This window comes from Sediminicola arcticus, from assembly GCF_040566695.1.
In the GTDB taxonomy this organism is placed as follows: Bacteria; Bacteroidota; Bacteroidia; order Flavobacteriales; family Flavobacteriaceae; genus Sediminicola; species Sediminicola arcticus.
Genome location: NZ_JBEXAE010000001.1, coordinates 362,160 through 377,946, shown reverse-complemented (window position 1 = coordinate 377,946; position 15,787 = coordinate 362,160). Strand labels below are relative to the sequence as shown.

Below are 15,787 nucleotides of genomic sequence, written 5' to 3'. Positions count from 1 at the left end.
ATGCGCAAAATAATTTTCCTTGTTTGCTTAGTAATTTTTCAGATGGCTTCGGCCCAAGAATTTATTATTTTGGATGCTGATAGTAAAGAGCCCATTCCCAATGTAGCCATTTATAACCTCGATAAAAGTAAAACGGTAATTTCGGATCTCTACGGAAAGGCAGACTTGGGAATTTTTACTTTGAATGAGCGCATCATTTTTAAGCATATCGGATATCAAATTAAAAAGACTTCCAATGCTTTGCTTTCAAAAAGGGGGAATCACAAGGTGTATTTAACCATGAATGCCGAGCAATTGGATGAGGTGGTCATGTCCATCTCCAAATGGGAGCAACAGCGGAAAGATGTTCCTCAAAAAATTACGTCTATAGACGCCAAGACCATCGCATTTACATCGCCTCAAACCTCTGCGGATCTGTTGCAAAATAGTGGGAAGATATTTGTGCAGAAAAGCCAATTAGGTGGAGGTAGTCCTATGATAAGGGGGTTTGCTACAAATCGACTCTTAATTACGGTAGATGGTATTCGTATGAACAATGCTATTTTTCGGGGGGGCAATATTCAAAACATTATTTCTATAGACCCGTTTACCATAAAAAATACCGAAGTAATCTTTGGGCCAGGATCCGTGATATACGGTAGTGATGCCATTGGGGGTGTAATGAATTTTTATACGCAAACTCCACATTTGGCGGTAGGGGATAGCCAACGTATTACTGGGAATATGGATTATAGATACTCCTCAGCCAATAATGAAAATACTTGGCATGCCGATCTAAATTATGGGAAGAGGAAATGGGGCTTGTTGACCAGTATTTCTTTTTCCGATTTTGGTGATTTAAAAATGGGGAGGAATGGTCCTGAATCTTATTTGAGAAATACGTTCGTGATCCCCTCCGTTAACGGGGATCAATTGGTGGATAATCCCAATCCAAGAAAACAAGTTTCTTCTGGTTATGACCAGATCAACGTGATGCAAAAGATTGCCTATAAACCCACTAATTTTTGGGACCTAGATATGGGTCTGTATTACTCAGAGACTTCCGATTATTCCAGATATGACAGATTGATAAGGCCTAACAGGGCTGGGGATGGCTTACGATCTGCAGAATGGTACTACGGCCCCCAAAAATGGTTTATGGCTAATATTCAGGCAGAACAAAGAGGTAAAGGTAAATTTTACGATGGATTAAAGATTACGAATGCCTACCAGCATTTTGAGGAAAGTCGAAATGATAGAGGCTTTCAGAATCCTATTTTGTATTCTACGGCAGAAAAAGTGGATGCCCTTTCTTCCAATATAGATTTTGAAAATAAGCGCATGGGGGATTTTCGCCTGTATTATGGGGGAGAATATATTTTCAATAAAATCACTTCAGAAGGTAGTCAAAAGGATATTCAAACCAATGAGATTTCCGGTTCTGCCTCTCGTTATCCAGACGGATCTACTTGGCAAACCTTGGCGGGCTATTTCAATGTGGAATATAAATTGAAACCCAATATGACCATCCTCACGGGTATGCGTTATAGTCATGTGTGGATTAATGCAGACTTTGACACCACGTATTATAGTTTTCCTTTCCAGCAGGCTAATTTGAGCACAGGTGCCTTAACTGGAAGTCTGGGGTTTAGCTGGTTGCCCAAACCAGACCTGCAAATTACTTGGAACGGATCTACAGGATTTAGAGCACCCAATATAGATGATATTGGAAAGATTTTTGATTCTGAACCTGGTTCGGTAGTAGTGCCAAACCCCGATTTACAACCAGAATATGCCTATAATATGGAAGTGGGGATTCGGAAAAACTTTAAGGACAAGTTAGTTTTGAAAGGAGCTACTTTCTATACGTATCTTGTTGATGCTTTGGTAAGACGCGATTTTCAGTTTAATGGCCGGAATCAAATAGAATATAATGGCGAACTTAGTAATGTACAAGCTATACAGAATGCCGCCAAGGCATATGTTTATGGATTTGAAATTGAAATGGAGGCTTATGTAACAGAAAATCTATCCTTCCAATCTAATCTTACTATAACAGAGGGTATTGAAGAGGAGGAAGATGGTACAGATTCACCTGGAAGGCATGTTGCCCCAACCTTTGGTGATGTGCATATTATTTGGAAGAATCAAAGATTTAAGGCTGATATATTTCTCGCCTATAATGGGGAGATTTCCAATGCTAATTTAGCAGCCTCGGAAATGAGCAAGGATTATATATATGAACTAGATACCAATGGTAACCCCTATTCTCCATCTTGGCACACATTAAATTTTCGTTCACAATATGAATTAAGCAACAGCCTAAAATTAACGGCTAGTTTGGAGAATATTACCAATCAGAGATACCGTCCCTACTCTTCAGGAATTACCGCAGCAGGCACGAATTTAATTTTGGGATTGGGATATCATTTTTAATGGTCTCTTTACTTTCCGCAACTATTTTTTGGTTTCATAGATAGGCTTATCTGTAACCTTTTTCGTGTTTTTCCCTGCTTCCTTGATAGCATCATCACTCTTCTCTCTGGCTTATACCCTGAAGTTACCTACGCCTTCTTTTTTATCAATTACATATTCGCCAGCCTTTTCCACGGTGTCCTCATCTCATCCATCGCTTTTTCTACCTGTTTCTTAGCTTCTTCAGTTTTGTCTACTATTCCCCTGCAAGAAATCAAGGTAGCCTCTATGATTAGAAAGATAAAGACGCTTTAAAACACCTTTTTACACTATTGGTGCTTAGATTCATATGTATAATACATATGATAAAACTAAAGAATGAAAAACAAAAACATTTAATAGTAATTATAATTATCTGTACATCAATAAAGTAGGCAAAAATTGGATTTCTTTAATAGGATTTTAACATTTTCGGGTTAGGGTAAAGCAGGCTTCACTTGTTATATACCCAAACGAACAAATTTCAAATCTTATGAAGAATTATTTAAAAAACGCAGGAATTATTTTAATATCTTTTTTCGCTTTCATATCATGTAACGACAACAACGATGACTCCGGAATGGAGGCGGAATCATATGACACCACTTTTAAAGTTACAGATGCCCCAATTGACAATGCTAACGTGGAGGCAGTAGTAGTGACGATCACGAATGTTAAGGTAGATGATAAGGCATTGGAAGCTTTTACCGCTACAACGGTCAACTTGGCTGCCTTGGTTAATGGTAAGACAGAAACCTTGGGTAATTTGGACTTAAAGGCAGGTTCTTACTCAAATATAGAATTTGAAGTGGATTTTGAAAAGGATGTGAACGGGAATGCTCCAGGGTGTTATGTTCAAATGGCTGATGGGACAAAAGATGCCTTGGTTGCTTCTTCCAACAAAATAGCTATTCAAGATAAATTTGAGGTTTTGGCAAAATCAGTCAACCAAGTAGTAATCGATTTTGACCTTAGAAAAACGGTTAAGGAAGATCAGAACACACTTTCCAATGATTTTAATTTTGTTACAATGAGCGAGTTTTCGGCAGGTATCAGAGTAGTAAATGAGGATTTGTCGGGTAAGATTTCGGGAACGGCAAATGACGCAAACAACACGTCAGATAAGATCATTGTTTACGCTTATGAAAAAGGAACCTTTAATGCAGATGCTGAAACAAAAGGTAGTGGTGTAAGTAAGGTCACTTTTGCAAATGCAGTGACTAGTTCGGAGGTAAGTGGTTTAAACAAATCTTATAACTTGAGCTTTTTGAAAGAAGGGGAATATGAGTTGGTTTTTGCTTCTTATACAGAGGATAACAATAAATTCTTTTTTAGTTCTATGTTGAATGCGGAATCTACTACAGGTTTAAATTTAGGAGCCCTTAGTGTAGCCTCCTCGCTGCAAATAAGTGCAAATGTGACCATTACTGGAAGTAAATAATAAAGTAAATATTTCATCTTAGTTAAAGGCCCCTTAATCAAGGGCCTTTTTTTGTTTTTCAACAGAAAGTATTCTAGTGAAAAATCACTAGTTTTGCAAACTTAAAATAATGCAATAGAAGCTGTTATTATGAAGTTTGCAGAATACAAAGGGTTAGATTTACCAAAAGTTGCCGAGGAGATATTACACTATTGGAAAGAACATCAGATTTTTGAAAAAAGTGTAACTAGTAGGGAGGGTAAGGATAGCTATGTCTTTTATGAAGGTCCACCATCTGCAAATGGAATGCCCGGTATTCACCATGTTATGGCCCGTACAATCAAGGATATATTCCCTAGGTACAAGACTATGAAAGGTTTCCAAGTAAAGCGCAAAGCAGGATGGGACACCCATGGTCTTCCTATTGAACTAGGTGTGGAGAAACAATTGGGAATTACCAAAGAGGATATTGGCACCAAAATTTCCGTGGAAGATTACAATGCAGCGTGTAAAAAAGCGGTGATGCGCTATACAGATGTATGGAACAATATGACGGAAAAAGTAGGGTATTGGGTAGATATGGAAGACCCATATATCACCTACAAATCCAAATATATGGAGACCGTATGGTGGTTACTTAAGCAAATCTACGATAAGGGCCTTATTTACAAAGGATATACCATTCAGCCATATTCACCAAAAGCGGGAACAGGCTTAAGTTCCCATGAGTTGAACCAACCTGGCACCTACCAAGATGTTACGGATACTACGGTAACTGCTCAATTTAAAGTTTTAAAAGATTCACTTCCCACTTCCATGAAAGGTATTGAAGGAGAGCTCTTTTTCTTGGCATGGACAACAACCCCATGGACATTGCCATCTAACACCGCTTTAACCGTTGGTCCTAAGATTGAATACGTTGTGGTAAAAACCTACAACCAGTACACTTATGAACCCTCCAATGTGGTGTTGGCAAAATCATTGGTTGCCAAACAGTTTACAGGTAAATTTGAAGAAGTAGAAACTTTAGAGGATTGGGCCAATTACAAACAAGAAGATAAGAAAATTCCGTTTTTAGTTCAAGGTTCCTATATGGGGAAAGATCTGGTAGGAATTAGATATGAGCAATTATTACCGTATGCCCAACCTTATCAAAATCCAGAGAATGCGTACAGGGTAATCACTGGAGATTTTGTGACCACAGAAGATGGTACTGGGATAGTGCATACCGCTCCTACTTTTGGGGCAGATGATGCTTTGGTGGCTAAACAGGCAACACCAGAAATCCCTCCAATGCTCGTATTGGATGAAAATGACAATCCAGTTCCTTTAGTTGATTTACAAGGAAAGTTCCGTGCAGAATTGGGGGAATTTGCAGGTAAATATGTGAAGAACGAATATTATAACGAAGGAGAGGCCCCAGAGAAATCTGTGGATGTAGAACTTGCCATTAAATTAAAAGAAGAAAATAAGGCCTTTAAGGTAGAAAAGTATGTCCATAGTTATCCTAACTGCTGGCGTACTGATAAGCCTATATTATATTACCCAATGGATTCTTGGTTTATTAAAGTGACCGACATTAAAGATAGAATGTTTAGCCTCAACCAGACCATAAACTGGAAGCCAAAAGCTACTGGGGAAGGTAGGTTTGGAAATTGGTTGGCCAATGCCAATGATTGGAATCTTTCCCGTTCCCGGTATTGGGGAATACCTTTGCCTATCTGGAGAACAGAAGATGGAAAGGAAGAGATCATCATAGGCTCTGTGGCAGAATTGAAGTCGGAAATGGCCAAGGCAGTTTTGGCTGGTGTTTTAGAGAAGGACATATTTGCCGATTTTGTTACCGGGGATATGTCGGAAGAGAATTATGATAAGATAGATTTACATAAAAATATCGTAGATCAGATAACCTTGGTTTCCAAATCTGGGAAGCCTATGAGAAGGGAGAACGACCTCATTGATGTTTGGTTTGATAGTGGTTCCATGCCTTATGCACAGTGGCATTATCCATTTGAAAACAAAGACTTAATAGACGAAGGAAAGACTTTTCCGGCAGATTTCATCGCGGAAGGAGTAGATCAGACCCGTGGTTGGTTTTATACCCTACACGCTATAGCCACTATGGTATTTGATTCTGTTGCCTATAAAAATGTAGTCTCTAACGGCTTAGTTTTGGATAAAGAAGGTAAAAAGATGTCCAAACGTTTGGGGAATGCGGCAGACCCTTTTAAAACTATGCAAGAGTATGGAGCAGATGCCACTCGCTGGTATATGATCTCCAATGCAAACCCTTGGGACAACTTAAAATTTGATATTGAAGGTATTGCTGAGGTTAAGCGTAAGTTTTTCGGTACGTTGTATAATACCTATTCCTTTTTTGCGCTGTACACCAATATAGATGAATTTAAGTATGCGGAAGCAGATATTCCATTAAAGGAACGTCCCGAAATAGACCAATGGATCTTATCCGAACTACATTCACTCATTAAAAAGGTGGATGAGGCTTATTCGGAATATGAACCGACGCGAGCCACTAGGGCCATTTCGGAATATGTACAAGAGAACCTGAGTAATTGGTATGTGCGTTTGAGTAGAAGACGTTTTTGGAAGGGTGATTACCAGCAAGACAAAATTTCGGCTTACCAAACGTTGTATACCTGTTTGGTGACCGTAGCTAAATTGTCGGCACCAGTGGCCCCATTTTTTATGGACCAACTTTATAAAGATTTAACGTCAGTTACCAAGAAAGAACGTTTTGAAAGTGTTCATTTAGCGAATTTTCCTACATTTAATGCGACAATGATAAACCCGGAATTGGAAAGCAAGATGGCAAAGGCACAGACCATTTCATCTTTGGTGCTTTCCATACGTCAAAAGGAAAAAATAAAAGTGCGTCAGCCTTTACAAAAAATCATGATTCCCGTATTAGATGATCGTCAAAGAGCAGAGATTGAGGCGGTTGCCGATCTTATCAAATCGGAGGTGAATGTAAAGGAAATTGAATTATTGGACGATGCATCTGGGGTTTTGGTAAAACAGATAAAACCTAATTTTAAAACCTTGGGGCCAAAGTTTGGCAAGGATATGAAGGCAATTGTAAGTGCTGTGGCCCAATTAGGACAGGAGGATATCCAGAAAATAGAGCAAGAGGGCGAAATATCCTTACAGATTGAAAATAAAAACCTTATTTTACAGTTACAAGATGTAGAGATTTCTTCCCAAGACATAGCAGGTTGGCTGGTGGCCAGCTCAGGGTCGTTAACAGTGGCCTTGGATGTTACCATCAACGAAACGCTGAGGAAAGAAGGAATAGCTAGGGAATTGGTAAACCGTATCCAAAATTTGAGAAAGGATTCAGGATATGAGGTAACTGATAAAATTGACGTGAAATTATTGAAGGACGGATGTGTAGAATTGGCCGTTGCAAGTAATATAGAATATATTAAAACCGAAACGTTGACTGCAGAGCTAATTTTTGAAGAGAAATTAGAAAGTGGAACCGACATCACCTTTGATCAAGTGAATACCAAATTGTTTATCCAAAAACATTAAAACAATGGCAGAAGATTTAAAAGTAAGATACTCAGATAAGGACCTAGAAGAGTTCAGAGTATTGATTGATGAAAAAATGAAAAAAGCAAAAAGCCACTTGGAATTGCTTAAGAGTTCATATATGAATGATGGCAATAACGGCACAGATGATACCTCGCCAACCTTCAAGGCTTTTGAGGAAGGTTCTGAAACAATGAGCAAAGAGGCGAACACCCAATTGGCAATCCGTCAGGAGAAATTCATTAGGGATCTAAAGAATGCCTTACAGCGTATTGAAAACAAGACCTATGGTATATGCAGGGTTACAGGAAAGCTCATTAATAAGGAGCGTCTAAAACTGGTGCCACATGCCACTTTGAGTATAGAAGCAAAAAATATGCAGAGCTAAATAAAAACGCCTTTTTAGGCGTTTTTTTATACCATTATGAGAAATTTACTTGTTGTTATTTTGTTATTTTCATGCTGTTTTGTAAAGGCTCAGAAGACGGTGAAAAAGACCATTATTGATCCAAAAACTTCCTTCATCCAAATAGACGCAGAAAATTGTTTTGAAGTGATTTTGGATACCTCAAATTCCACAAACCTCATTGTGGATGCTTTTATGGATGGAGAATACAATCCCAATTTATTAGTGAATGTGAAACAAGAGGGAGCTACTATTTTTGTTAGTGCCGGTTTCCAACCTAATTTCATTGTTCCTAATGATAAGTTAAGTGCCCATAAAGTAGTTTCCATTGCCTTAAATATTAAATTACCCAACTATATCAATGCCAAGGTGTACGGAACAAATTGCAATGTTACCGCTAGTGGACGTTACCGCAGTTTGGATATTACCTTGAGTGATGGGAGGTGTGAGCTGATTAATGTTGGAGAAAAATGTATGGTAAAGACCCAAAGTGGCGACATATTAGTATCTAGCAACAAGGCAACAATTTCGGCATCAACTACTTATGGCAAGATTATAGAAGAATCTATTCCTACCGGAAATGATAATTTCAGATTACATACCGTTACAGGAGATATCCATCTCAAGAAAACCAAATAATATGTCTATTTTTGACGCAACCTATAAGCCACAGAATGAATTTAAAGAAGTCTATACTGCTAGTAGCGGTGATTCTATTTGTAGACCAATTGAGTAAAATTTACATAAAGACCCATTTTGTTTTGGGAGAATCTGTAACTGTTTTTAATTGGTTCAAAATATTATTTATCGAAAATGAAGGAGCTGCTTGGGGTACTAAATTGAGTGACATTTTTCCCATCACAGATGAATTGGGAAAGTTAATATTAACTATTTTTAGGCTTTTTGCGATTATAGGAATTGGATATTGGTTGTATGATACCGTACAAAAGAAGGCTTCAAAAACATTGATCGTAGCTGTTTCTCTTATATTTGCAGGTGCCCTTGGTAATATTATAGATTCCGTTTTTTATGGAGTTATTTTTGATGACAGTTTTAACCAGGTAGCTTCTTTGTTTGCCCAGGACCCTTATGGAAGTATTTTTCACGGTAAGGTTGTAGATATGCTTTATTTCCCAATGATAGACACTACATGGCCCAATTGGATCCCTGTCATTGGGGGGAATAACTTTCGATTTTTTGAACCAGTTTTTAATATTGCTGATACAACTATTAGTACTGGTGTTGGTATTTTGATTTTCTTCAATAAAAAAGCATTTAATAAACGGGAAGAAGAATCTCAGAAGGAATAAACCTTGTTTGGGGTAATACAATAATCCATGGGTACGTCGTTGGCAGCTACATCATCTATATTATTTTCTGCTTCTAGAAGGGAAAGGCCAATTTTAACTACTTCAGGACTACATTCCTTTAAAAATATATCATAAAAGCCTTTTCCGTAGCCAACCCTGTTACCCTTGTTATCAAAAGCTAGTAAAGGCAGAAACGCCAATTCTATTTTAGTAACGGGCACTTCAAGACCATCCAAGGGTTCTGGAACGCCCCATTTGTTAGGTTTAATGATGGTATTGTCTGTAAGTAGAAAATGCATCAGTTTTTGATCATCAGCCATTTTTGGAAGTACAATATTTTTGTCCTTTCCTTGTAGGATAGAGAGTATATAACTAGTGTCTACCTCATTCTTTTCGGTAATCGAAAGGAATAAGTGGTAATAAGAAAAATTCCAGATGGGTAGTTTGAGAAGGTTATTGGCTACTTGTAAACTTTGTTCTGAAAGATGTTTAGGGGTGATAGAATTTCTAAGGGAGAGATTTTTTAACCGCAATTCTTTTTTCAACATTTGAAGTAATTGATTTAAGAACGTGCAAAATAGTTAAATTAAAAGTAACCTACTCTTTGCTCGCTACGGCAAAATAGATTTTAAAAAATAACATTAATATTAGATAAGTCCCGAGAGTGATAATGTAGTTTTCCATTAATATACATTTTGTTCAGGCTAAAAATAACTAAAAATTCCTAATATCATCCATGAAATGCATTTTTTTACGATGAAATACACTTTTTTTACAATAGTCTTAACATTTGTTTATCAATTTAATTTACATTATAGAGTGTAATTTATACAAAATCAGCACTTTATCTATAACTTTACCAAAGAGATTGTTGAACAAAGTTAAACAAAATGATAACATGATTTTTTATTTCCTTAATAAAAATAGTCTTTATTCTCCGAAAATTACATATAAAATGTTAATAAGTGTTATTATTAATAAGATAACATCTTCAAAAATGCGAAATATATAGATATAAGGCCTATACGATCTTTCTACCATCAGTTTTTAATGCCTCAACGGAGTTCCTATTTTCCTCATTAGAACTTTTGAGGTATCCGGTTAAAAAGATAAAAACCTGAAGTATTTTAATTCTATTGTAGTAGTTTATCTTTGTAGAGATCTACATGAATTTTAAGGTCAAAACCTATGTCGGATATACCAATAAAAGTTCAACTTTCAACCCTGCCCTCTAGTCCAGGAGTATACCAATTCTACGACGTCAATGAAAAAATTATTTATGTAGGAAAGGCAAAGGATTTAAAGAAAAGGGTGTCCTCCTACTTCTCCAAAACCCATGACGTAGGGAAAACAAGGGTATTGGTAAAAAAGATTAGGGACATTAAACATATCGTGGTTGCAACAGAGTCCGATGCTCTTTTATTAGAAAACAATCTGATTAAAAAGTATCAACCGCGCTATAACGTGCTGCTGAAAGATGACAAGACCTATCCTTGGATTTGTATAAAAAATGAGAGATTCCCAAGAATATTTCCCACACGTAGGCACATCAAGGATGGTTCAGAGTATTTTGGACCTTATACCAGTATGAAGACCGTAAGGACTTTATTGGAGCTAATAAAGAGTGTCTATCCTTTACGTACTTGTAATTATGATCTTTCTAGTGAAAAAATAGATGCAGGAAAATATAAAGTTTGCCTAGAATATCACTTAGGTAATTGCAAAGGACCTTGTGAAGGTTATCAGACACAGGAAGAGTACCATCAAGAAATACAGGACATAAGGGAAATCATAAAAGGAAACTTTAAGTCGTCCCTTCAATATTTTAAAAATCAAATGAAGACCTATGCAGAGGAGATGCGTTTCGAAGAGGCTCAACTTATAAAAGACAAGATTGATGTTCTGGAGAATTATGAGGTGAAGTCCACCATAGTAAATCCAACTATTAATAATGTAGATGTATTTTCTATTGTTTCTGATGAACAGTATGCCTATGTTAACTTTTTACAAATATCTCACGGATCTATTGTTCGTTCCCATACCTTGGAAATAAAGAAAAAATTGGACGAGGAGGATCAGGACCTTTTGGCTTTGGCTATCGTTGAAATTAGGCAACGGTTCAATTCTTTCTCAAGAGAACTGTATGTTCCCTTTGAGGTGACATCCGAGCCTGATTTAAAAATTACGGTTCCAAAAATGGGAGATAAAAAGAAAATTTTAGAGCTATCGGAACGCAATGCAAAATACTTTAGGCAGGAAAGATTTAACCAGGAGAAGATCATAGATCCCAATAGACATGCCAACAGGATTATGGCTCAAATGCAAAAAGATTTGAGGTTATCTGAAGAACCTAGGCATATAGAATGTTTTGATAACTCTAACATACAAGGTTCCAATCCTGTGGCTGCTTGTGTAGTTTTTAAGGATGGAAAGCCTTCAAAAAAGGAGTATCGTCATTATAATATTAAAACCGTAGAGGGTCCAGATGATTTTGCCTCCATGGAGGAGGTTGTATTTAGGAGGTACAAAAGACTGTTAAATGAAGCGGAGCCTTTGCCACAACTAATAGTAATAGATGGAGGGAAGGGACAATTGTCATCAGCCTTAAAGAGCTTGGACCTTTTAGGGCTTAGAGGTAAAATAGCCATCATTGGAATAGCAAAGCGGCTAGAGGAGATATATTTTCCAGGGGATTCAGTCCCGTTGTATTTGGATAAAAAATCCGAATCTTTAAAAATCATCCAACAGTTGCGTAACGAGGCACACCGTTTCGGCATTACATTTCATAGAAATAAAAGAAGTAAGGGGGCCATTAACTCTGAATTGGAGGAGATTGAAGGAATTGGCGAAAAAACAGCCCAAGATTTGCTAAAAACATTTAAGTCGGTTAAGCGCATTAAAGAAGCATCGATTGAGGATTTGGCCAAAACAGTAGGAACAGCTAAGGCGAAGAAAATTTATGAAACATTTCATTAAAGCCTTAACTTGACGTTATGAAAAATTCAGTTCTCTTTTGCCTAATCTTTTTTTCCTTTGGAACGCTTTTTTCTCAAGAAAAAGAGGTGAAGGTTGGACTTGTGCTCAGCGGAGGGGGTGCCAAGGGACTAGCCCATATTGGTGCGCTTAAGGTCATTGAGGAGTCTGGGGTAAAAATAGATTATATAGGAGGCACAAGTATGGGAGCGATTATAGGGGCTTTATATGCCTCGGGCTATTCGGCTATGGAACTCGATTCTATTTTTCAGAAAACAGATTTTGCTAATTTAATTCAGGATAATCTCCCTCGAAGTGCCAAAACGTTTTATGAAAAGGAAGATTCTGAACGATATGCATTGACTCTTCCATTCAATAATTTTAAAATATCATTTCCTCAAGCCCTATCTGGAGGCCAAAAAATATATAATGAACTTGTTAGGCTTTTATACCACGTAAAGGATATTAGGGATTTTGATAAGTTGCCCATCCCTTTTTTGTGCATAGCTACAAACGTAGAGACGGGAGAAGAAGTATTATTGACGCATGGTTACCTTCCAGAAGCAATTCTTGCTAGTGGCACGTTCCCTTCCCTTTTTGAGCCTTCCGAAATAGATGGGGCCATATTAATAGATGGGGGTGTGGTAAATAACTACCCCATTAAAGAGGTGGAGAATATGGGCGCTGATGTTCTCATTGGAGTAGATGTTCAGCACGGTTTATCTAACCGAGAATCTCTTATGTCAGCAACTGAGGTGTTATTACAGATCAATAATTATAGGACGGTTCGGGATATGGTAAAAAAATCCATAGAAACTGATATTTATATACAGCCGAATATTGAGAAATACTCCGTAATTGCCTTTGATATGGGCAAGAACATTGTCCGCAGCGGAGAAGTAGCGGCCAATGAAAAATATACGGAATTAAAGGAGCTGGCCATTAGACAAAACAGGCCTCAGACTACAAAAAAAAGAGTTTCGATTAAAGACTCCATAATCATCAACCAACTTATTTTAAAAGGGAACAACGATTACACAAGAGGGTATATCAAAGGAAAATTACGACTAAATTTTGAGACAGAGATGTCCTTTGAGAAATTACAACAAGGGATTAATAATCTGGCGGCAACTGGGAATTTTCAATCTATAAGATATGAATTGGTGCCAGATGGACCCGATGCGGTCGATTTAATTGTTAATCTAAGGGAAAACCCAAACAAGACCTTTCTTCGCATGGGGCTCCACTACAACGATTTGTACAAAAGTGCTGCCTTGATAAATCTTACCAAAAAAAATTTATTGATGGATGATGATGTCTTTTCCTTTGATTTTATTTTAGGGGATAAGCTTCGATACAATTTTCAATATTACGTGGATAAAGGGTTTTATTGGAGTTTTGGGGTTAACTCCAGATATAGTGATTTTGATCATGGGATAGGAACTAGTGTGATTGCCTCCAATTTCAACACCACCGATATCAGCAATGTGAATACCATTAATTTAGATGTAGCCGATTTGACAAATCAGGTGTATGTGCAGACTGTTTGGGCAGAAGAGTTCGCCCTTAGCCTAGGGGTAGAACATAAGTTTCTAAAATACAGCACAAAGACTGTAGGAGAAACCCTTATAGATGAAACTTCTTCCAATAGGATTTTTTTTGATAAAAGTAATTATATAAGTACTTATGGTCAGTTGACCTTGGATACCTATGATGATAAATACTTCCCGACCAGAGGCCTATTTTTTGATGGAGATTTTCACCTGTATTTATATTCAACAGATTTCAATAATAATTTTAGCGAATTCTCTATTGCTAAGGCTAGAATGGGAGGAGCCTTTCCCATATCCAATAGACTATCTGTAAACTTAGAAACAGAAGGGGGCTTTAAATTGGGTAGGTCAGAAGTGACTACTTTTGATTTTGTGCTTGGAGGCTTCGGCACCAATTTAATCAATAATTTTATTCCCTTTTTGGGATATGATTTTTTGAGCTTGGTGGGGAATAGTTTTGTAAAGGCACATGGTAGGATCGATTATGAATTTCTTCCAAAGAACCATGTTCTATTAGCTGCTAATTTCGCTAGGGTAGATGATGATATTTTTAGAACGGGTAATTGGTTTAAAAAGCCAGATTATTCTGGTTATGCCTTGGGGTATGGATGGGAATCTTTCATTGGTCCCGTCCAGGTATTGTATTCTTGGTCTCCCGAAGTGAGAATAGGCAATTTGTTTTTTAGTATTGGGTATTGGTTTTAAGTGAAATTATCAAAAAAAGTCATTGTTTTTTACGATATTTGCAATTCATAAAAGTATTAAATATGCTTCAATATAGAATTGATATTACTGCCCATCTCCAGGCAATGTGATAACTGTTGAAATAGTTGTTATTACATTATTTTATCAATACTTTTTTTAATTAATATATTCAATCACCTATTATGGCACAATTAGATAAGACTTCATTTCAATTACCAATAGAAAACCCTTCAGCGGAAGATTTTTTACCGCTTTTAGGTACAGATTACGTTGAACTTTACGTGGGCAACGCAAAGCAAGCAGCACATTATTACATGTCTGCATGGGGGTTTCAGCCTTTGGCTTATGCCGGACTCGAAACAGGGCTTAAGGACAGGGTTTCCTATGTGTTACAGCAGGATAAAATAAAACTAGTTTTAACTTCCCCTTTAAAATCTGGAGGAGATATTAATAAGCATATAGATTCCCATGGTGATGGTGTTAAAGCTATTGCCCTTTGGGTAGATGATGCTACTAAGAGTTACCAAGAAACCACAAAAAGAGGAGCTCAGAGTTATTTACAGCCCAAGACAATGGAAGATGCAAAGGGAAAGGTCGTGGTATCTGGGATTCATACCTATGGGGAGACAGTGCATCTCTTCGTAGAAAGAGGCGAATATAAGGGTGTGTTTATGCCAGGATTTAGAGCTTGGAATCCAGTGTATAGACCAACTGACGTAGGCCTTAAATTTATTGACCACATGGTTGGAAATGTAGGTTGGAACGAGATGAATAAATGGTGCCAGTTCTATGAAAAGGTAATGGGCTTTGCGCAATTGGTCTCTTTTGATGATAAAGATATTTCTACAGAATATACTGCCCTAATGAGTAAGGTGATGAGCAACGGTAACGGAAGGATTAAATTTCCTATCAACGAGCCAGCAGAAGGAAAGAAAAAATCTCAGATAGAGGAATATATAGAGTTTTATAATGGTGCCGGAGTGCAGCATATGGCAATGGCCACTGATAATATTATTGAGACGGTTACGGCATTAAAGAATAGAGGTGTAGAGTTTTTAACCGTTCCAGCATCTTACTATGAAGACGTATTGGACCGAGTAGGTGAAATAGATGAAGATTTAGAGCCTTTATCAGAACTGGGTATTTTAATAGATAGGGATGAAGAAGGGTATTTACTTCAAATATTTACGAAGCCAATTTTAGACCGCCCCACAATGTTTATTGAGATCATCCAGCGCAAGGGGGCAAAATCTTTTGGGAAAGGTAATTTCAAAGCGCTTTTTGAGGCAATAGAAAGAGAGCAAGAGTCAAGAGGAACCCTTTAGGAAAACATATATTTCTTAATGATTTCCTAAAATTGATTCAGAATATATAAACAACTGTTAAAGGTAAAGTTAAAGTCCGTTAAAGTGGATTTATTAACAAGAGTTATAAT

Annotated in this window: 10 protein-coding genes; 9 read left to right on the top strand and 1 reads right to left on the bottom strand. The window is 37.2% G+C overall.

The features are described from left to right. The 6 genes from ABXZ36_RS01665 to ABXZ36_RS01640 all read left to right on the top strand — a co-directional run bounded on the left by ABXZ36_RS01665 (window position 1) and on the right by ABXZ36_RS01640 (window position 9,121). Window positions 1–2,415, top strand: a complete 2,415-nt coding sequence (locus ABXZ36_RS01665) for a TonB-dependent receptor plug domain-containing protein (protein WP_354613720.1) — start codon at window positions 1–3, stop codon at window positions 2,413–2,415. Window positions 2,416–2,926: 511 nt separating this feature from the next. Next, the gene (locus ABXZ36_RS01660) at window positions 2,927–3,874 is read left to right on the top strand and encodes a DUF4382 domain-containing protein (protein ID WP_354613719.1); all 948 of its coding nucleotides are present in this window, start codon (window positions 2,927–2,929) and stop codon (window positions 3,872–3,874) included. Window positions 3,875–4,003: 129 nt separating this feature from the next. After that, the gene (ileS, locus tag ABXZ36_RS01655) at window positions 4,004–7,405 is read left to right on the top strand and encodes an isoleucine--tRNA ligase (protein ID WP_354613718.1); all 3,402 of its coding nucleotides are present in this window, start codon (window positions 4,004–4,006) and stop codon (window positions 7,403–7,405) included. A gap of 4 nt (window positions 7,406–7,409) precedes the next feature. After that, a complete protein-coding gene (locus ABXZ36_RS01650; RefSeq protein ID WP_354613717.1) occupies window positions 7,410–7,793 on the top strand; it encodes a TraR/DksA family transcriptional regulator in 384 nt (127 codons plus the stop codon). Window positions 7,794–7,829: 36 nt separating this feature from the next. Beyond that, on the top strand, window positions 7,830–8,450 hold the full coding sequence (locus ABXZ36_RS01645; RefSeq protein ID WP_354613716.1) for a DUF4097 family beta strand repeat-containing protein: 621 nt from the start codon (window positions 7,830–7,832) through the stop codon (window positions 8,448–8,450). A gap of 35 nt (window positions 8,451–8,485) precedes the next feature. Beyond that, entirely contained in the window at window positions 8,486–9,121 is a 636-nt protein-coding gene (locus ABXZ36_RS01640) for a lipoprotein signal peptidase (protein ID WP_354613715.1), read from the top strand. Here ABXZ36_RS01640 and ABXZ36_RS01635 read toward each other — a convergent pair. Beyond that, the gene (locus ABXZ36_RS01635; RefSeq protein WP_354613714.1) at window positions 9,109–9,669 is read right to left on the bottom strand and encodes a 5-formyltetrahydrofolate cyclo-ligase; all 561 of its coding nucleotides are present in this window, start codon (window positions 9,667–9,669) and stop codon (window positions 9,109–9,111) included. The genes ABXZ36_RS01640 and ABXZ36_RS01635 overlap by 13 nt on opposite strands. Before the next feature lie 640 nt (window positions 9,670–10,309). On the opposite strand from ABXZ36_RS01635, the gene uvrC reads away from it, so the two are divergent. The 3 genes from uvrC to hppD all read left to right on the top strand — a co-directional run bounded on the left by uvrC (window position 10,310) and on the right by hppD (window position 15,677). After that, window positions 10,310–12,097 carry an excinuclease ABC subunit UvrC gene (gene uvrC, locus ABXZ36_RS01630; RefSeq protein WP_354613713.1) on the top strand — a complete coding sequence of 596 codons (1,788 nt, stop codon included), beginning with the start codon at window positions 10,310–10,312 and terminating at the stop codon, window positions 12,095–12,097. A 17-nt stretch (window positions 12,098–12,114) separates the two neighbouring features. Beyond that, window positions 12,115–14,352 carry a patatin-like phospholipase family protein gene (locus ABXZ36_RS01625; protein ID WP_354613712.1) on the top strand — a complete coding sequence of 746 codons (2,238 nt, stop codon included), beginning with the start codon at window positions 12,115–12,117 and terminating at the stop codon, window positions 14,350–14,352. 182 nt (window positions 14,353–14,534) lie between these two features. Beyond that, window positions 14,535–15,677, top strand: a complete 1,143-nt coding sequence (gene hppD / locus ABXZ36_RS01620) for a 4-hydroxyphenylpyruvate dioxygenase (protein WP_354613711.1) — start codon at window positions 14,535–14,537, stop codon at window positions 15,675–15,677. The last annotated feature ends 110 nt before the right edge of the window (window positions 15,678–15,787 follow it).